14 protein-coding genes are annotated in these 17,931 nt (G+C 72.8%); 3 read left to right on the top strand and 11 right to left on the bottom strand.

The window, feature by feature from the left end; translation table 11 throughout:
• Nucleotides 1-29 precede the first annotated feature (29 nt).
• The 10 genes from ACFVYX_RS18570 to ACFVYX_RS18525 all read right to left on the bottom strand — a co-directional run bounded on the left by ACFVYX_RS18570 (nt 30) and on the right by ACFVYX_RS18525 (nt 13,533).
• Nucleotides 30-1,112, bottom strand: a complete 1,083-nt coding sequence (locus ACFVYX_RS18570; protein ID WP_389682603.1) for a Zn-dependent alcohol dehydrogenase — start codon at nt 1,110-1,112, stop codon at nt 30-32.
• 25 nt (nt 1,113-1,137) lie between these two features.
• Entirely contained in the window at nt 1,138-2,538 is a 1,401-nt protein-coding gene (locus tag ACFVYX_RS18565) for an aldehyde dehydrogenase family protein (RefSeq protein WP_389682446.1), read from the bottom strand.
• A gap of 346 nt (nt 2,539-2,884) precedes the next feature.
• The gene (locus ACFVYX_RS18560; RefSeq protein ID WP_389682445.1) at nt 2,885-3,622 is read right to left on the bottom strand and encodes a class F sortase; all 738 of its coding nucleotides are present in this window, start codon (nt 3,620-3,622) and stop codon (nt 2,885-2,887) included.
• Complete coding sequence (locus ACFVYX_RS18555) at nt 3,609-4,265, bottom strand: hypothetical protein (protein ID WP_389682444.1); 657 nt, start codon at nt 4,263-4,265, stop codon at nt 3,609-3,611. The genes ACFVYX_RS18560 and ACFVYX_RS18555 overlap by 14 nt, the downstream gene beginning before the upstream one ends.
• A 154-nt stretch (nt 4,266-4,419) precedes the next feature.
• Nucleotides 4,420-5,826: a CitMHS family transporter gene (locus ACFVYX_RS18550; protein ID WP_389682443.1), complete on the bottom strand. Its 1,407-nt coding sequence runs from the start codon at nt 5,824-5,826 to the stop codon at nt 4,420-4,422.
• Between the two features lie 146 nt (nt 5,827-5,972).
• Nucleotides 5,973-8,198 carry a molybdopterin oxidoreductase family protein gene (locus tag ACFVYX_RS18545; RefSeq protein WP_389682442.1) on the bottom strand — a complete coding sequence of 742 codons (2,226 nt, stop codon included), beginning with the start codon at nt 8,196-8,198 and terminating at the stop codon, nt 5,973-5,975.
• A gap of 75 nt (nt 8,199-8,273) precedes the next feature.
• Nucleotides 8,274-8,948: a TetR family transcriptional regulator gene (locus ACFVYX_RS18540; RefSeq protein WP_389682441.1), complete on the bottom strand. Its 675-nt coding sequence runs from the start codon at nt 8,946-8,948 to the stop codon at nt 8,274-8,276.
• Between the two features lie 90 nt (nt 8,949-9,038).
• Nucleotides 9,039-10,343 (bottom strand): hypothetical protein, encoded by a 1,305-nt coding sequence (locus ACFVYX_RS18535; protein ID WP_389682440.1) that lies wholly within the window; start codon nt 10,341-10,343, stop codon nt 9,039-9,041.
• Nucleotides 10,340-11,179: a hypothetical protein gene (locus ACFVYX_RS18530; RefSeq protein WP_389682602.1), complete on the bottom strand. Its 840-nt coding sequence runs from the start codon at nt 11,177-11,179 to the stop codon at nt 10,340-10,342. Before ACFVYX_RS18530 ends, ACFVYX_RS18535 begins: the two co-directional genes overlap by 4 nt.
• Before the next feature lie 104 nt (nt 11,180-11,283).
• Nucleotides 11,284-13,533, bottom strand: coding sequence for a right-handed parallel beta-helix repeat-containing protein (locus ACFVYX_RS18525; protein WP_389682439.1), 2,250 nt, complete (start codon nt 13,531-13,533; stop codon nt 11,284-11,286).
• A gap of 163 nt (nt 13,534-13,696) precedes the next feature.
• On the opposite strand from ACFVYX_RS18525, the gene hmgA reads away from it, so the two are divergent.
• The 3 genes from hmgA (at nt 13,697) to ACFVYX_RS18510 (ending at nt 17,164) form a co-directional block, all read left to right on the top strand.
• Nucleotides 13,697-15,019, top strand: coding sequence for a homogentisate 1,2-dioxygenase (gene hmgA / locus ACFVYX_RS18520; protein WP_389682438.1), 1,323 nt, complete (start codon nt 13,697-13,699; stop codon nt 15,017-15,019).
• A 40-nt stretch (nt 15,020-15,059) separates the two neighbouring features.
• A complete protein-coding gene (locus tag ACFVYX_RS18515) occupies nt 15,060-15,809 on the top strand; it encodes a GntR family transcriptional regulator (RefSeq protein WP_389682437.1) in 750 nt (249 codons plus the stop codon).
• A gap of 140 nt (nt 15,810-15,949) precedes the next feature.
• Entirely contained in the window at nt 15,950-17,164 is a 1,215-nt protein-coding gene (locus ACFVYX_RS18510; protein WP_389682436.1) for a type ISP restriction/modification enzyme, read from the top strand.
• Here the strand turns inward: ACFVYX_RS18510 and ACFVYX_RS18505 are convergent.
• Entirely contained in the window at nt 17,151-17,876 is a 726-nt protein-coding gene (locus tag ACFVYX_RS18505; protein WP_389682435.1) for a TetR/AcrR family transcriptional regulator, read from the bottom strand. The two genes, ACFVYX_RS18510 and ACFVYX_RS18505, sit on opposite strands and share 14 nt — an antisense overlap.
• Between the last annotated feature and the right edge of the window lie 55 nt (nt 17,877-17,931).

Below are 17,931 nucleotides of genomic sequence, written 5' to 3'. Positions count from 1 at the left end.
TCCGCCGGTACGGGCCTGCTCGCGTGCTGTCAGTCGAAGACCACCAGGGCGCGGCCGCCCTTGCCCGCGAGCATGTTGTCGAAGGCGCCGGGGATGCCATCCAGGGTGATCCGCTCGGTGACGAGGGCGCCGAGGTCGAACCGGCCGGCCCTGATGTGCTCGGCGAGGACCGGCAGGTCCTCGGCCGGGTTCGAGTTGCCGTAGACGCAGCCGGAGAGGGTGCGGCCCCAGTGGAAGATCTCCAGGGCGTTGAAGGTGACCTGCTGGTCCTTGCCGCCGATGCCGACGACCGTGGTGCGGCCGCCGCGCCGGGTGGAGTCCCAGGCGGTGCGGATGGTGACGGCGCGGCCCACGCACTCGACGGCGACGTCGACGCCCTGGCCGCCCGTCAGCTTCCGGATCTCCCTCGCGGTGGTCTCGGAGGCGACGACGTACTCGGTGGCTCCCGCCGCCCGCGCGAGGGCCTCCTTCTCCGGGGAGACGTCGACGGCGACGATCGTGGACGCTCCCGCGATCCGGGCGGCCTGGAGGGTGGCGAGGCCCACCCCGCCGACGCCGAAGACCGCGACGCTCTCGCCCTCGCGGACCCGGGCGGAGTGGTGGACCGCGCCCCAGCCGGTGAGGACGGCGCAGCCGAGCAGGGCCGCGTCGGTGAGCGGGACGCCGTCGGGGACGGGCAGGACGCACTTCGCGGCGACGACCGTCTCCTCGGCGAAGGCGCCGACGTTGAGCCCCGGGTGGAGCTCCGTGCCGTCCTCGGTGCGGGCGTGGACGTTCGCGGCGCCGGCCAGGGCGTCGGCGCAGAGCCAGACCTCCCCGAGCGCGCACGGGTGACAGTGTCCGCAGGACGGCGCCCAGTTGAGGACGACGCCGTCCCCGGGGGCGACATGGGTGACGCCCTCACCGACGGAGACGACGGTGCCGGCGCCCTCGTGGCCGAGGACGGCGGGGACCGGCAGGCGCATGGTGCCGTCGGAGAGGGACAGGTCGGAGTGACAGACGCCGGCGGCGGCGAGCCGGACCCGGACCTGGCCGGGGCCGGGCTCCGGGAGCTCGATGCCGGTGATCTCCAGCGGAGAGCCGACGGCGGGCAGGACTGCGGCGCGGATCACGCTCACGTGTGGTGCTCCTCGGGGCTCAGAACTGGAGGGACTTGGTCTGGAGGTACTCGGAGAGGCCGTGCGCGCCGAGTTCCCTGCCGACGCCGGACTGCTTGTACCCGCCGAAGGGGGCCAGCGGGTTGAACCGGCCGCCGTTGATGTCGACCTGGCCGGTCTCCATGCGGCGGGCGAAGGCCACGGCCTCCTCGGGCTCGCCCCAGACGGCTCCGGCGAGGCCGTAGACGGTGCCGTTGGCGATGGCGAGCGCGTCGGCCTCGTCCTCGTACCGGATGAGGGAGACGACCGGCCCGAAGATCTCCTCCTGGGCGATGGTCATCTCCGGGGTGACGTCGGCGAAGACGGTCGGGGAGACGTAGTAGCCGGTCTCGCGCGGGGCCTCGGGGCCGCCCGCGACGAGCCGGGCGCCCTCCTCGACGCCCTTCTCGATGTAGCCGCGGACGCGCTGCTGCTGCTTGGCGTTGACGAGCGGGCCGACGCGCTCGCCGGGGACGTACTTGGCGACGGCTTCGGCGGCGAGCGCCACCGCCTCCTCGTACCGGTCGGCGGGGATCAGCATCCGGGTCCAGGCGCTGCACGTCTGGCCGGAGTTGGACATCACGTTGGCGATGCCTACGGCGACGGCCTTGGGGAGGTCGGCGCTCGGCAGGATCACGTTGGCGGACTTCCCGCCGAGTTCGAGGGCGACCCGCTTGACGGCCCCGCCGGCGAGGGCCCCGATGCGGCGGCCGACGGCGGTGGAGCCGGTGAACGAGACGAGGTCCACGTCCGGGTGCTCGGCGAGGGCCTGTCCCGCGACCGGGCCGAGCCCGGTGACCAGGTTGAACACACCGGCGGGCAGGCCCGCCTCGTGCGCGGCCTCGGCGAAGAGCTGAGCGGTGAGCGGGGTGTCCTCGGCGGGCTTGAGGACGGTGGTGCAGCCGGCGGCGAGAGCCGGGGCGACCTTGGCGACGATCTGGTGGAGCGGGTAGTTCCAGGGGGTGATCGCCGCGACGACACCGACCGGCTCGGAGTAGACGGTCGAGTTGCCGACCTTCTCCTCGAAGGGGTGGGTGGCGGCCAGTTCGGCGTACGAGCCGGCCACGGCGATCGGCAGTCCGGCGTGGACGGCGGCGGCGAGCTGCGGCGGCGCGCCGAGTTCGGCGGTGACGGTGGCGGCGATCTCCTCCGCGCGGGCGGCGAGCGCGTCGCGCAGGGCGGCGATACGGGCGCCGCGCTCGGCGGGCGGGGTCGCGGCCCAGCCGGGCAGCGCGGCCCGGGCGGCGCGTACGGCGGCGTCGACGTCCTCGGCCGTGCCGGCCGGTACGTGTCCGATGGCCTGTTCGTCCGCCGGGTTGATGACGGCGATCCTGTCGGGGCCTGACGCGGGGCGCCACTCCCCGCCGATGTACATCGCGTCGTGCGCGTCGTGGGCCTTCATGCGCTTCCCTCTCCTCACCCGGCCGACCGGTTCGGCGGCACCGACCCAAACTAGCGCCGTTAGTTTTGTGGCGCCAGGGTCCCGGAACGTGCCCCCGGTCTCAGTACCGGACCGATCGTGCCGCCCCGGCGCGGCACTGTCCACGGCGGGACCGGACAGCCACCGGGCCCGGGATCTGGCCCCCGGCTCCTGGACAGGAACGCGCACACGCCACCGCGCCCGGCGGGCACGCCGGAGGGCGGGCCCGCCGGACGCGGCGGGGAGGGGCGGGGCCGACGGAGCGGCTGGGATCCGTCGGACCGGTGGCCGGACGAGCTTCGGTACGGAACTCCCGGCGGCCCTCCGGTCAGATCTTCTGGGCGATGTCGGTCAGGTGGGCGAAAACGACGATGTTCGCCTCGTAGCCCGTCTTCCGGTCGAAGGCTCCACCACAGGTCAGCAGCCGCAGTTCGGGCCGCCCGGTGGCGCCGTACACCTCCTTGTCGGGGAACTCCGCCTTGGTGTACGTACGGATGCGGTCGACCGTGAAGACGGCGACCTTGCCGTCGGCGCGGGCGACCCGGATGGTGTTGCCGGGGCTGAGCGAGTCGAGGTTCAGGAACACCGCGGGCCCGGTGCGGGTGTCGCGGTGACCGACGACGACGGCGGTCCCCCGCTCACCCGGCGTGGCGCCTTTCGCGTACCAGCCGACGACCTGGGGGTTGTCGACCGGCGGTGTGGCGAGCCGCCCCGCCGCGTCGAGACCCAGCTCGATCACGGGCGCCTCGATGGTGATCGCCGGGACGGCGACGGTGGTCGGGCGCGAACGGGCCAGCGGTGCGGGCGGGGGCGCCGGCCGGGGCGGCGGGGTGACCTTCGGCGGGGGCGCGGTCCGCGCCTTGTGGTCCAGAGCGGCCGGCGCTCCGGCCGGCCCGGGCCCGCCGGGAGCGGCCGGGCCGGCGGCGAGCGCCGGACCGGCCGGTTCCTCGTCGCCGGCCCACCAGACTCCGCCGGTCACCAGGACCACGGTGACCGTCACGGTCCTGGCGAGCCGGAACAGGCGCCGACGCCTGCGCGTGAGGCGGGAGGACCTACGCGGCGCCATCGTTGCGGCGGCGCGAGCGGCGGATCATGACCAGTCCGGCCGTACCGGCGAGACCGGCGGCGACGGCCGCCCCGACGCCGAAGGCGGAGGAGTCCTCAGCCGCGATCTCCGCGCTGCCGCCGCCACCGGCGCCGACCGGGCCGTGCGGGGGCTTGTGGTGGCCGCCGTTGCCACCGTTGCCGTTGCCGCCGTTGCTGCCGTGCGGCGGCTTGACGTGGTCGCAGTCGACCTTGAAGACCTTGCTCTTCTTGGCGCCCTGCTGGGTCGGCCAGGTCCATTCGATCTTGTACATGCCGTCGGGGAGTTCGATGTCCGGGGTGAGCCCGTTGCCCGCGGCGTCGATGGTGATCGCACCGGTTCTGACCGCGCCGCCCTTCGGGGGCTGCGGCGCGATCGACCAGTTGAGCAGCGGGAGCCCGTCGAAGCCGAGTGCGGCGACGTAGAAGGTGCAGACCTTGGGCTCGTTGCGCTGGTCGGTCGGCCACGTGCGCGGCGACTCGTCGGGGCGCCCGGCGTGGTGGATCTTGACGTCGCCGTCGTCACCAGGGGCGGCGAACGCGGCGGGTGCGCCCGAGAAGGCGAGACCACTGAGGGTGAGAGCGGCCGCGGCGGCGGTCAGGGGCCGGGCGAGACGAACGGACATGAGGTTCCTCCGGGAAGGATGTCGTCGGACATTTCAACCGATAGTCCGACTATCAGTCATGAAACCGACACGGAGGGTGGCGACATGCGCGTCGCCACCCTCTGTTTCCCCCGTCCGGCCCAGACCGCCCCGAACCCCTCAGGCCACCGGGCCCTCAGATGATCCCGAAGAGGAGACCCGCCCCGAGCACCACGAGGGAGGTCAGCGCGGCCCACTTCACCGTGAACCGGGTGTGGTCGCCGAACTCCACCTTCGCCATGCCGACGAGGACGTACACGGCGGGGACCAGCGGGCTCGACATGTGCAGGGCCTGCCCGACCAGCGAGGCACGCGCGATCTCCAGGGGGGACACGCCGTGGGCGGCGCCCGCCTCGGCGAGCACCGGCAGCACACCGAAGTAGAAGCCGTCGTTCGACATGAAGTAGGTGAGCGGGAGGCTGAGCACACCGGTCACCAGAGCCATGTGCGGGCCCATGCCCTCCGGGATGGCGCCGACGAGCCAGTCGGCCATGTGCTTGACCATGCCCGTACCGGTCAGGACCCCGGTGAAGACGGCGGCGGCGAAGACCATGCCTGCGACGTTGAGGACGTTGTCGGCGTGGGCGGCGATGCGGGCCTTCTGCTCGTCCATCTTCGGGTAGTTGACGGTGAGCGCGAGCGCGGCGCCGAGGAGGAACAGCACCGGGATCGGCAGCAGTTCGAGGATCATCGCGGTCAGCAGCGCGAGCGTCAGACCGGCGTTGAACCAGTACAGCCGGGGGCGGAGCGTCGCACGGTGCGGGTCGAGGCCCTGGAAGCCGTCGCCCGTGCCCGAGGGCGTGGTCGCGCCCGGCGTGTCGCCGGAGCCGCCCGCCGCCTTCTTGGTGAGGTCCACGCCACCGCCGCCCACCGCGACGAGCACCGTCTCGGTCTCCTTCTCGGGCACCAGGACCTCGTCGAGCGTGAGGTAGCCGATGCGCTTGCGCTCGCGGCGTCCGAGGACATACGCGAGGGCGAAGACGAAGAGCAGGCCCATGCCGAGCGCGGGGATCATCGGTACGAAGATGTCGGCGGCGTCCAGCTTCAGCGCGGTCGCGGCCCGGGCCGTGGGGCCGCCCCAGGGCAGGGTGTTCATGACGCCGTTGGCGGTGGCGGCGACACCCGTCATGACCACGAGGCTCATGCCGAGCCGCTTGTAGAGCGGGTACATCGCCGAGACGGTGATCATGAAGGTGGTGGAGCCGTCGCCGTCCAGGGAGACGATCGCGGCGAGCACCGCGGTACCCACGACGACCCGTACGGGGTCCGCCTTGCAGAAGCGCAGGATGCCCCGGACGATCGGGTCGAAGAGGCCGACGTCGATCATGACGCCGAAGTAGACGATGGCGAACATCAGCATCGCGGCGGTCGGCGCCAGCTTGCCGACGCCTTCGATGACGTAGTCGCCGAGCTGGGCCCCCTGCCCGACCGCGACGCAGAAGAGTGCGGGGATCAGCACGAGCGCCGCGATCGGCGACATCCTTTTCATCATGATCAGGACCAGGAAGGTCGCGATCATGGCGAAGCCGAGGACGGTCAGCATGGAGGGCACCTCACGTTCACCGTTGAACTGCCGCCGAGCGGCGGTCCGGATGACGGTAGGTGCCCTCTTCTGCCGTTAACAAGATGTTGACGCGTGAGCAATACGAGCAAAACCCCAGGTCAGGACCGGGGAGCGCAGGACGGCCGTCACGGCAGGGGTGATACCTCGACGGGGAAGCCGTTCAGCACGGCCGTACCCGACAGGGGGTCGAGCCGAGAGCCGTCGAGCAGCTGATTGACGTTGACGCCGGGGCGTGCGGACGCCACGGACAGCCGGGTGCCCGGCCGGTCGTGGCCCCAGCCGTGCGGGAGGCTCACCACTCCGGGGCGGACCCCGTCGGTCACCTCGACCGGCACCTCGAGCTCACCGCCCTCACCCTTGACCCTGGCCCGGCCGCCGTCGGCCAGTCGCAACCGGGCCGCGTCCTCGGGATGCACCTGGAGGGTGCAGCGGTTCGAACCCCCGCCGAGCGCGGGGGTGTTGTGCAGCCAGCTGTTGTTCGAGCGCAGGTGGCGGCGCCCGACGAGCCGGAGGGCGCCCGGGTCGGGTACGGCGTCGAGTCCGGCGCGCAGCCGGGGCAGGTCGGCGGCGACGGGGGCGGGGAACAGTTCGATCCGTCCGCTGCGGGTCTTCAGGACCTGGTGAAGACGCGGCTTCAGGGGGCCGAGGTCGATGCCGTGCGGGTGGGCGCGCAGCTCGTCGAGGGTGAGCCCGTACGGGCCGAGGCGCAGCATCATGTCGAGCCGGCGCTCGGCCCCGGTCTCCCCGGTGAGCCGGGCGGCGAACTCCTGGGGGTCGGCGCCGTACGCCGGCGAGTGCTCCTGCGTCACGGCCTTGGCGAGGGTGGTGTCGATGGCGAGCTGGTCGACGGCGGACGGCGGGAGGCCGCCCTCCCCCGGGCCCCCGGCTTCGCCCGCGCCGGAGACGGCGAGGATCAGCCGGGCGTGGATCTCGCACTCGTCCATGCGGTCCGCTTCGAGGGGGACGGCCGCCGGGGTGTAGCGGACCTGGTTGCGTACGGCGAAGCCGTTGAAGGCGAAGTCGAAGTGGGCGCTGCGGGAAGGGGGCGGCGGGGGCAGCAGGACGTCGGCGTGGCGGGTGGTCTCGTTGAGGTACGGGTCGACGGCGACCATGAGGTCGAGGGAGCCGAGGGCCGCGTCGAGGCGGTCCCCGTCGGGCGCGGAGAGGACGGGGTTGGCGGCGATGGTGATCACCGCGCGGATGCGCCCCTCCCCCGGTGTCTCGATCTCCTCGGCGAGCGCGACCAGCGGCAACTCGCCCTTCACCTCGGGGTGGTGGGAGACCCTGCTGTGGCGGCGCCCGAGGGCGAAGCCCCTGCCCGGCCCGGCGGGGCGCGGGGCGGGCGCGGTTGCGGAGAGCGGGAAGAGGGCGCCGCCGGGCCGGTCGAGGTTGCCGGTGAGGATGTTGAGGACGTCGACGAGCCAGTTGCCGAGGGTGCCGTACTCCACGGTCGAGCTGCCCATCCGCCCGTAGACGGCGGCGGTGGGGGCGGCGGCGAGTTCTCGGGCGAGGGCGCGGATGGTGTCCGCGTCCACGTCACAGGCGGCGGCGACCGCCTCGGGGCTGAACTCCCGTACCGCTGCCTGTACCTCCTCGACGCCCTCCACCTGGGCGGCGAGCGGGCCGAGGTCGGTGAGGCCCTCCTCGAAGAGGGTGTGGACGAGCGCGGCGAGCAGGAGTGCGTCGGCGCCGGGGCGGATCGCGACGTGCCGGTCGGCGAGCCGTGCGGTGCGGGTCCGCCGGGGGTCGACGACGGTAAGGGTGCCGCCGCGCCGTCGCAGCGCCTTGAGCCTGCCGGGGAAGTCGGGGGCCGTGCACAGACTTCCGTTGGAGTCGAACGGGTTGGCTCCGAGGATCAGCAGGTGATCGGTGCGGTCCAGGTCCGGCACGGGGACGGCGAAGGGGTCTCCGAACAGCAGGCCGCTGGAGACGTGCTTGGGCATCTGGTCGAGCGTGGACGCCGTGAAGAGGTTCCGGGTGCGCAGCGCGCCGAGCAGCAGGGGCGGGTAGAGGGCGCCGGCGATCGTGTGCACATTGGGGTTGCCCAGGACGATACCCACGGCGTCCGGCCCGTACTCCTCGATGATCGGACGGATTCCGGCGGCGATCGTGTCGAACGCCTCCTCCCAGGTGGCCTCCTGGAGGCGCCCGTCCTTGCGGACGAGGGGGCCGCGGAGCCGGTCCGGATCGGCGTCGACCTCGGGAAACGCCACCCCCTTGGGGCAGATGAACCCCTGACTGAAGACGTCGTCGCGGTCGCCGCGCGCTCCGGTGACGCGGGTCCCCTCGATCGTGAGGGTCAGTCCGCAGGTCGCTTCACAGAGGGGGCAGATGCGCGGGACGGTGGACATGGCGTCTCCCTGGAGCGGCGTCGGGTGGCCGAGCATACCGACCGGTAGGCACGTACGGGAGGGGTCTGCGGGTGGTTACGAGAGCGAGGGCGCCAGGTAGGCGTGGAGCACGTGACGGGTCTCGGCGATCAGCGCCGGGTCGCCGGCGGGGTCCGCACGGAAGGCGAGCCGGACAAGGGCGTCGGCGGTCTCGACGCCGACCAGGACCTTCCGCCGCAGGTCGTCGTCGGCGGGACGGTTCAGATGGGTGGCGAGGAGAGCGCAGATCCGTTCGGCCACCAGCCGGTTGGGGTCCTCGACGGCGCCCGAGCCGTCGCCGATGCCGTCGCCGTCGCCCGCACTTTCGCCGGGTGCGGTGGCGGGGACCCCGAAGTCGACGAGCGCGAAACCGGGGACGGTCCGCTTCATCGCGATGAACTCGTCCAGGACGCCGTCGATGGCCCCGTACGCGTCGAGGAGCGGTGCCTCGACGAGACGGTCGGAGACCCGCCGGGCGTACTCGTCGAGGTTGCGGTGGGCGAGGGCGGCGACCATCGCCCGCTTGTTGCCGAAGAAGCGGTAGACGGAGCCGATGGGGACTCCGGCACGGCCGGCGACGGCTCGGGTGCTCAGCTGCTCGTAGCCGGTCTCGTCGAGGAGCGCGGCACAGGCGTCGAGGATCCGGGCGAGCCGCTCGGCGCTGCGCTGCTGCACCGGTGCGCGGCGGAGGGCCGGCGGGGTGTGGGGGCGGGTCTGGGGCACGGGGACCATGATGCCGCTCCGGTCGGAGTCGGGCGACGGACGGGGGCGAGTGCCTGGGCGGGAGGGCCGAGGAAGGCGAGCGCCGGACGCCCGGCGGGTTCAGGCGATCAGCAGGCCGATGCCACCGAGGGTGTACGCGATCATCAGCGCGAACAGGGGGAGTTGGCCGGCGACGGCGCGATGGGGCGGGAAGAGGCGCACGGACCGGTCGTGGGCGGCGATGACACCGAGGACGTGGCCGGTGACGATCGCGCCGACCTGAAGCGTCGCGAGGCCCGCGGGCCCCAGGAAAGAGGCGGGTGCGAGGGCGTTGTCAGTGCCCCCTGCCATGATGACTGTGCGTGGTCCTTCGGTGACGAGGAGCGAGAAGTAGTGGGCTGTCAGATAGCCCAGGGCGATGGGCAGGAGCGAGTGGGCGAAGGAGGTGAGCGGAGTGGTGAGGACGGGGTTCATCAGGCGGAGGGCGCCGGCGCAGAGTCCGTAGCAGGCGGCGGCGAGGGCGACGGCGGCGAGGAGGCCGAGCGTGGCGGTGGAGGTCGGCCCGAGGGGTGAGGTCTGGAGGGTGGTGATCCAGCGGGGGTTGTCGGAGAGGCCGTCGTAGGCGGTGGAGCCGAGGAGGACACAGACGGTGGCGACGAGGCCAGGGGTCTGCGGGGTGGCGTCGAGGCCGTGGAAGGGAGAGCGCAGGACCAGTCGGCCGTCGGTACGGCGGCCGAGCGGGGAGAGCCGGGCGAGAAGGGAGGAGTACACCTCGAAGGGGTCGGCGTGGGCGAACCACCGGTCGCCGTGGCGGGCGGCGCCGAGGAGCTGGACGCCGGTGTGGACGGTCAGGGCGATCAGAAGCGTGGAGGAGAAGGTGTTGTCAGGGGCGACGAGTTCGAGCCAGGTGAAGAGGAACAGGCCGACGGCGGCCGGGCGGATGCCGAGTGCGGCAGGCACGGGGCGGGGGTTCCGGGGCGGGTGCAGGGCGAGCAGGGCACGCAGGGGGTTGAGGAGGCGCCAGACGGGGCCGAGGAGGAGGGAGGCGGGGACGAGTCCGACCCAGAGCAGGACGTAGAGGGCGCCGGGCGCGGGGTTGCGGTCCGGGTCGTCCGGGCCGAGAAGGAGGTGGAGCAGGAAGACGAGAGCGGCGGCGGCGCCGACGAGGCGGAGCGCGGTACGGGTGGCGGGGGCGTCGGCGGCCCGTTGGAGGGCGGCGGGGAGCGGGCGTCCCGCCTGGTCGCCACGGAAGCGGGAGGAGGACCAGAGCAGCCCGAGGGCGAGGAAGGAGACGAGGAGCGCGGCGAAGGCGCCCGCGTAGGCGTAGAAGGGCGAGAGGGGGAGGTCGTGCCGGGAGCCCACGCCGTGGGCGAGCGGAAGGCCGAGCGCGGGGGCCTGGGCGGCGTGGGCGTGGATGCCGGTCATCGGACGACGAGTTGGGTCAGCACGAGTCCGGACTCGTGGGTCTCCACCTCGAAGAGGCCGGTGCGGTCCGCGGTCAGGGTGAGGGTGGCGGGTGTTCCGGGAGAGAGGGGCAGTTCGCGGTCGTAGCCGTGCACATGGAGGGTGTCGGCGCGGTCGCTGGTGACACGGAGGGTGAGACGGTCGCCCTTCTTCAACTCGATGCGGGAAGGGGGTGGTGAGACGGTCGTTCCGGTCACGGTGAGGGTGACGGTACGGCCGGGGTCGGGTGGACGGGGCACGGTCGGGCGGCGGCTCGCGGGCACGGAGGAGGGGGGCGTCGACGGGGCGGACGTCGCGGGAGCGGATGTCGAGGCAGCGGCGGAAGAGGGGGCGGGGAACGAGGAGGCGGGGGTGCCGTCCAGACGGACGGTGGTCTGGACGGGGGTGCCGGCGGCGGCCCAGACCGTGTGGTCGTCCGCGTGGAGCCGGACGGTCAGGGTGCGGACGCCCGCCGGTACATACGCCCAGGGGCCGTACAGGCGGCCCGTCTCACGGCCGTCGACCAGGAGGCGGGCATGGCCACGGCCCGGGAGGGCCGCGCCGCCGGTGCTTTCGGGGGTGAAACGGAACCTCTCCACCGTGAGGTGGACGTTCCAGCCGCCCTCGCTGTCCGGACGGGCCACGGCCCTGACGGTGGGCGCGTCCGCTGCCGGAAGCTCCCGGAGCCGGTGCCCGCCTTCGTCACGGGCCGACAACAGGGTGCCGCTACTGCCGGTGGCCTCCTGATGGCTGGTGCCGGGTTTGTGATGGGTGGTGGCCCGGCCGCCACAGCCCGCCACCGCCATGGCTACGGCCATGAGTACGGCCGGGATCAGCGCCCAGGACGCCGTCGGGGTGCCGAGGGGCTTCCGGGAACGTCTCCGTATCCGGGTGAGGAGGGGCGTGGCCCCGTTCTGGCGCGTCACACCGTCCCCTCCCCACGCGGCCGTTCCTCGCCGAGCAGCCGTGCCTCACCGCGCCCGAAACCAGAGCCCGCGTCCGCACCGCCGGGGGCCGGGTCGTGTCGGGAGGTCTGGTTCTGTCCCGAGACCGGGGTCTCTCCGGAGGCCGAGGCCGAGGCCTGCCGGGAGGTCGAGGCCTGGCCGGAGGCCGGGGCGGGGCCGGAGGCCGGGGCGGGGCCGGAGGCCGGGGGCCGGTCGGCGGTTTCCGGGGGTCGGGTTCCCGCTGCCGCCACCGCCCACAGCACCCAGACGACGCCGAGCAGGAGGCGGAGCCAGGCGGGGCTCAGGGGGATGCCGGGGATCATGAGGACCGCCTTGTCGAAGGCGTCGAGCAGGGTGAGGGCGCCGAGGGTCACGGTGGTCCAGGCGAGGACGGGGCGGCCGGGGCGCAGCGTGAGCCCGAGGAGGGTCCACCCGACCCCGGTGAGAAGCAGCGCGAGCGCCGGGACGGCGGTCGGGGTGAGGGCGAGGGTCGAGCCGGCCACGTCGAGGGCCAGGCCGGTGAGGCCGATGAGGGTGGCCGCGCCGGCGAGTCGGCTGTGGCGCAGGCGGCGCCACCAGAGGGCGAGGCCGGCCAGGGCGAGCACGAGGGCGCTGCCGAGGGCGAGTTGGGTCTCGACGCGCTGGAGGCCGCGGGCGCCGTACCAGTCGCAGCCGGCGGGGAGGCGGCGCGCCTGGACGTCGTAGTCGGCGCAGACGAGGAGCTGGGCGAGTTTGACGGGTTCGCCGACGAGTCGGTCGGTGTTCCCGGAGACCTCGCCGCGCTGGGCGCCGCAGCCGGGCAGGGCGCCGGGCGTGGCGGCGCCGGTGTCGGTCTGCCAGCAGTTGCCGCTGCCCTGGCCGTCCCACCAGACGTCGCTGCGGTTGGGGCGGGGGGTTCCGGCCTGGTCGACGCCGAGGTGGTTGGCGGCGTAACGGTTGTGGTGGGAGGTGTCGGTCTGCTTGCCCCAGGCGGATTCGCCGCGGATGAAGGCGGGGACGGCGCTCAGGTAGAAGGCGGCACGCTGGTGACCGTAGACCCAGTTGTCCTCGTACAGGTTCCAGTTGCCGCCCGCGGTGATGATGCCGGTGCCGGGGGGCATGGAGATCTGGGGGCAGACGACGCCGTTCTCGTAGCCGCGTTCTACGGGCGGCTTGGCGCAAGTGCCGTCGGCGACGTACGGGTAGTAGTTCTGGTTGTTGTCGTGGATCAGGTTCCGTTCGAACTTCGCGTGGTTCTGCGGGAGTCCGGGGTGGCCGGGGAAGGCCGAGTCCATGGAGGCGCCGCCCATGTTGTGGTCGAACTCGTTGTCGTGGACCCAGACGGAGTCTCCGGCGGTTCCGGAGTAGCCGACCATGTTGTGGTGGCTGCGGCAGCCGGTGATCTCGATGGAGTAGCGGGGGACGTCGTAGCCGCGGCCGTTGTTGATGTCGGAGGCAGAGCCGGGGTAGATGCCGGAGTCGCCGTTGCCGTAGGACTCGCAGTTCTTGTAGAGGCCGTGGTCGGAGGCGAAGGTGAGGAAGCCGTACTCGTCGTTCCAGCGGGTGAGGACGTCGTCGATGACGAAGCCGTCGGCGGCGAGCACGTACAGCGAGTTGAACGTGGTGCGCTGGGCGGTGAAGTTGCGGAAGTAGACGCCGTCGGAGCCGTCGGCGCGGAGGGCGTTGAGCTTCTGGTACTTGGCGTCGACGACGACGTCGAGCCGGGAGGCTCCGGTGCCTTCGATCTGGAGGTTCTTCTTGCCGAGGATGGCGACGAGGTTCTGGTTGTGGGGGCATTGCCGCTGCTGCTCGTAACTGAGGATCTGGTAGCCGAGCGCGGACTTCGGGGCCCTGAGGGTGGCGCAGGCCCCGGTGGGCGGGGGCAGTGAGGGCTCCTCCTCGTAGAGGCCGGGGAGGATCGCGATGGTGAGGCCGGGGCGGTCGACGGCGTCGACGGCCTGCTGGATGTGACGGTAGCCGTCCCGGACACAGCGCTCGTGGAGGGCGAGGTTGCGGGCCTTGAGCGGGGCGGGGAAGGCGGAGATCCGGCGTTCGAACTCGGTCCTGTCGGTCTTGCAGACGACGAGGTCGGGTTCTCCGGTGCGGAGCTTCGGCACGCTGCCGGAGCCGTCGGGGAAGGTGACGGGCCGCTCCTCGTGGGCCTGGGCCCCGGGGGCGGTGAGCAGGGCCGCGGCGAGCGCCGCGAGCACGACCGAGAGCGCGAGGACGAACCTTCGGGTCCAGCACATGCGCGTGAGAGTAGAGCATTGTTCATCTTTTCTGACCCCCTCGCGCAGAGATCCGTACACGGCGATCGGCGGCCCCTTCTCCCCGTGCCCCGTTGACGGGAGCCTCGCGGAATCCTACGGTCATCCATAGGATTCCCTTGTGGGCTCAGGACAGGAGCGGGCGATGACCACGGAGCAGGCCAGGAAGACGGCCGAGGCGCTCAGCTACAGCACCGGTTTCGGCAACGAGCACAGCTCGGAGGCGGTCCCGGGCGCGCTGCCGCACGGCCGTAACTCGCCGCAGCGGGCACCTCTCGGCCTCTACGCCGAGCAGCTCAGCGGCAGCGCCTTCACCGAGCCGCGGGCTCACAACCGCCGTTCCTGGCTGTACCGGATCCGCCCCTCGGCCGCGCATCCGCCGTTCACCCGGACCGACAACGGCGCCCTGCGAGGCGCCCCCTTCACCGAGACCGTGCCCGACCCGAACCGGCTGCGCTGGGACCCGCTGCCCGAGCCCGCGCCGGGCACCGACTGGCTCGCCGGCCTGTGGACCCTCGGCGGCAACGGCGACGCGACCCAGCGCACCGGCATGGCCGTGCACCTGTACCACGCCAACGCCTCCATGGAGCGGGTCTTCGGCGACGCCGACGGCGAGCTCCTGATCGTCCCCGAACGCGGCGGCCTCCTCCTGCGCACCGAGTTCGGCCTGCTCGCCGCCCACCCCGGTGAGGTCGCACTGATCCCGCGCGGGGTCCGCTTCCGCGTGGAACTTCTCGAGGAGAGTGCCCGCGGGTACGTCTGCGAGAACTACGGCGCCCCGTTCCAGCTCCCCGACCTCGGCCCGATCGGCGCCAACGGCCTCGCCAACGCCCGCGACTTCCGGGCCCCGGTCGCCGCCTACGAGGACGTCGAGGGTCCGGTCGAGGTGGTCAACAAGTACTGCGGCAACCTCTGGTCGGCGACGTACGGCCACTCCCCGCTGGACGTCGTCGCCTGGCACGGCAACCACACGCCGTACGTCTACGACCTGCACCGTTTCAATGTCATCGGGACGATCTCGTACGACCACCCCGACCCGTCGATCTTCACGGTCCTCACCTCGCCCTCCGACACCCCGGGGCTCGCGAGCGTGGACTTCGTGGTGTTCGCCCCGCGCTGGCTGGTCGGTGAGGACACCTTCCGTCCGCCGTACTTCCACCGGAACGTGATGAGCGAGTACATGGGCCTGATCGAGGGCGCGTACGACGCCAAGACGGCCGGGAAGGGCGGTTTCGTGCCGGGCGGCGGTTCGCTGCACAACATGATGTCCGCGCACGGCCCCGACCGGGAGACCTTCGACAAGGCCAGCGCCGCGGAGCTGAAGCCGCAGAAGATCGACGACGGCCTGGCCTTCATGTTCGAGACCCGCTGGCCGGTGACGGCGACCCCGCAGGCCGCGAACGCCGACCATCTGCAGAAGGGGTACGACGACGTATGGCAGGGTCTTGAGCGCCACTTCCGGCCGTAGTGTCTCGGCCGTAAGCCCGTAGCCTTCGTACGGAGAACCCGTGACCGCCTTCGCTCCCGACTCGCTGGTCCTGAACCGCAAGCTGCCGCTCTGGTATCAGGTCTCGCAGTCGCTGCGCGCCTCGATACTGGGGCGCACGCCCGACGCCTCGCTGCGGCTGCCCACCGAGGAGCAGCTCGCCGCCCACTACGGCGTGAGCGTGCTCACGATGCGCCAGGCCCTCAAGGAACTCGAGGAGGAGGGCCTGATCAGCCGGCACCGCCGGCGCGGCACCTTCATCGAGCCGGGCGCCCGGCGCTCCACCCCGCGCCGGCTGCTCGGCTCGATCGACGCGATCGTGGCCCAGCAGTCGGGCGAGCGGACGACGGTCCTCGGGCACGGCACCGCGCCGGTGCCGGGTGAGCTCGCGGAGTACTTCCCGGACGTGACGGAGGTCGTGGCGTACCGGCGGCTGCGCCGCGACGGGGAGAGCGGCGAGCCGACGAACTGGGCGGAGAACGCGGTGCTCCCCGGGCTCGCCGCCGCGATCGACCCGGCCGATCTGGAGCGCTGGCCGATGACGAAGGTGCTGCGGGATGTCGTCGGGGTGCGGATCAGCCGCATCACGGACACGGTCGAGGCCCGCCTCGCCGATCCGGAGACGGCGGCTCTGCTCGAGGTCCCGCTCCTCTCGCCGATCCTCCACTACACCGGCGTGACCTATGCCGAGGACGGCAGGGTCGTCGACGTGGCGCGCATCCGCTACCGCGGCGACCGCTTCTCCTTCACGGTGACGGTGGAAGCCCAGTAGCCCCCTTGAGTCGAGCCGGCTTCCTTCGCGGTGACGGTGGAAGCCCAGTAGCCCCCTTGAGTCGAGCCGGCTTCCTTCGCGGTGACGGTGGAAGCCCAGTAACCCCATGGGGCGGCCCAGGCCCCACCGCGGTCGTTAGCATGCGGGGCGTGACGGAAGCCCCCGGAGCGAACGACGACGACCTGCCCCTCCTCGACGAACTCATGCCGTGGTCCGTCGCGCCGCTGCGTTTCGGCCGCTCGTGGATCGTGGCGCCGGACGCGCGGACGCTGCGGTCCCGCTGGGACCGCCTGGTGGCGGCGGAGGGCGCCGAACGGGAAGCCCTGTTCCGGCCGAGCCGGGCGCGGACCCCGGCGAGCGCGGTGGCCGCGCTGCCCGGGCAGCGGACCGGGACCGTGCGCTGGGCCCGCGAGTCGGGGCCGTGCCCGGAGCCCGTACGGGTCGCGCGGGGTCCGTTCGACGAGCAGTGGCTGCTGCCCGACCACCGGCTGATCGACACCGCCCGGCCGGAGCTGTGGCGGGTCGCCGGGGATCCCCAGCTGTTCGCAGTCGAGCAGGGATACGTACCGGGGGCGGTGGGGCCCGCCCTCCTGGTGACGGCCGCGCTGCCCGAGGGCCGCTCCCCCGCGGGCCGGCCGGGCCGTATCCGCCCGCTGTTCCGGCGCCCCGGGGGCCGGGAGCCCAATGTCGCGCCCGGTCTCCTCGCCTTCCTCGGGGAACGGTACGGGCACGAGGTCGACGCCCTGGAGTGGCTCGCGTGGACCGTGGCGGCGGCCGGGCCCTCCCCCGCCGGGTGCCGTGTACCGCTCCCCGCGGACCGGGAGGTGTGGGCGGCGGGCGTGGCGCTCGGCCGGGACCTCCTCGACGTGCAGGCACGGGGCGCCCTGAGCGGGACGAAGCCGCGACTGCCGGGCGGGCGCCGCCCCTATGTGCGGGCGGCGGTCCCGGCACGGCCGGCGACGGTGACGTACGAGGCCGGGGACGAGACGCTGTGTCTGGACGGGGGCCGGATCTCGCCCGTACCGGAGGAGGCCTGGGAGTTCCGGGTGGGCGGGGCGCGGGTCCTTGAGCAGTGGTTCGCGCACCGGACCGCACCGGTCGAGCCCGGTTCCCTGGAGGCGATCGGTCCCGCGGCCTGGCCGCAGGAGTGGACGTCGGAGCTGCTCGACCTGATCACGGTTCTCGCGCTGCTCGGCGCCCGGGAGCCGGAGCGGGCCGCCTTCGCGGCGGGGGCGACCGGCCGGGAGGAGCTGAGGGCGGCGGGGGTGCTTCCCCCGCCGCCGGGATCCCGCCGTCCCGCGTCCGTCCTGGACCATCAGGAGGAGGGGCCGGAGGGGCAGTTCATGCTCCTGTGACAGGGGGTGCGAACGAGTCGAGGAGGCGGGCGATGCCCAGGGCGAAGATCTCGTCCGCGTCGACGGGGGCGGGGGACTCGGCGAGCAGCCGGGCGAGGTGGGGGTACCGTCCGCTCGCCACCTGCCCCGCGAGATAGGCGCCGCGCACCGCCTGCTCCTCCTCCTCGGACCAGGGCAGGCCGCGGGCCCGCTCGGCAATGGCCTGCTCGTTGGCGACGGTCACCATGACCGTGCCGTTGACCATGGCGATCAGCTGCATCTTCAGTCCGGCGGGGGCGTCCAGGGGCTCGAGACAGCTCAGGCACCACTCCAGGAAGCGGAGGGCGTTGGGGCTGAACCCGTAGGCGGTGGTCATCACCCGGGCGAGCCAGGGGTGCCGGTACATGATCGCGCGGCCCTGGTGGGCGATCGCGGTCATGTCGGCGCGCCAGTCGCCGCTGGGTTTCTCGGGGTACGTGTACTCGCCGCTGACCGCGTCGACCATCAGCTCGTAGAGGTCCTCCTTGCGGGGGACGTAGTTGTAGAGCGACATGGTACCGCAGCCGAGTTCGCCGGCGACGCGGCGCATGGAGACCGCGTCGATGCCGTCCGTGTCGGCGATGCGGACGGCGGCGTCCACGATGTCCCGCCGGCTGTACGCCGGTTTCGGGCCTCGGCCCGCGCGCTCGGGGCGCGCCCAGATCACTTCCGGTTCGGCCGTTCGGCCCGTCATGGATCATCACCTCGCCCCCCATCCTAGTTACGTACACCGTACGGAGTGCGGTACG

Origin of the sequence: Streptomyces sp. NPDC058326 (assembly GCF_042879855.1) — a bacterium.
In the GTDB taxonomy this organism is placed as follows: Bacteria; Actinomycetota; Actinomycetes; order Streptomycetales; family Streptomycetaceae; genus Streptomyces.
Note: the sequence above shows the minus strand (reverse complement) of the source record. Positions and strands in the feature narration are given on the sequence as shown.

What these genes read in the sequence shown, in the direction of transcription:
- ACFVYX_RS18565 (WP_389682446.1), bottom strand. Translation starts at nt 2,538, where the DNA reads ATGAAGGCCCACGACGCGCACGACGCGATGTACATCGGCGGGGAGTGG.
- ACFVYX_RS18560 (WP_389682445.1), bottom strand. Translation starts at nt 3,622, where the DNA reads ATGGCGCCGCGTAGGTCCTCCCGCCTCACGCGCAGGCGTCGGCGCCTG.
- ACFVYX_RS18555 (WP_389682444.1), bottom strand. Translation starts at nt 4,265, where the DNA reads ATGTCCGTTCGTCTCGCCCGGCCCCTGACCGCCGCCGCGGCCGCTCTC.
- ACFVYX_RS18550 (WP_389682443.1), bottom strand. Translation starts at nt 5,826, where the DNA reads ATGCTGACCGTCCTCGGCTTCGCCATGATCGCGACCTTCCTGGTCCTG.
- ACFVYX_RS18545 (WP_389682442.1), bottom strand. Translation starts at nt 8,198, where the DNA reads ATGTCCACCGTCCCGCGCATCTGCCCCCTCTGTGAAGCGACCTGCGGA.
- ACFVYX_RS18540 (WP_389682441.1), bottom strand. Translation starts at nt 8,948, where the DNA reads ATGGTCCCCGTGCCCCAGACCCGCCCCCACACCCCGCCGGCCCTCCGC.
- ACFVYX_RS18535 (WP_389682440.1), bottom strand. Translation starts at nt 10,343, where the DNA reads ATGACCGGCATCCACGCCCACGCCGCCCAGGCCCCCGCGCTCGGCCTT.
- ACFVYX_RS18530 (WP_389682602.1), bottom strand. Translation starts at nt 11,179, where the DNA reads ATGGCCGTAGCCATGGCGGTGGCGGGCTGTGGCGGCCGGGCCACCACC.
- ACFVYX_RS18525 (WP_389682439.1), bottom strand. Translation starts at nt 13,533, where the DNA reads ATGTGCTGGACCCGAAGGTTCGTCCTCGCGCTCTCGGTCGTGCTCGCG.
- hmgA (WP_389682438.1), top strand. Translation starts at nt 13,697, where the DNA reads ATGACCACGGAGCAGGCCAGGAAGACGGCCGAGGCGCTCAGCTACAGC.
- ACFVYX_RS18510 (WP_389682436.1), top strand. Translation starts at nt 15,950, where the DNA reads ATGCGGGGCGTGACGGAAGCCCCCGGAGCGAACGACGACGACCTGCCC.
- ACFVYX_RS18505 (WP_389682435.1), bottom strand. Translation starts at nt 17,876, where the DNA reads ATGACGGGCCGAACGGCCGAACCGGAAGTGATCTGGGCGCGCCCCGAG.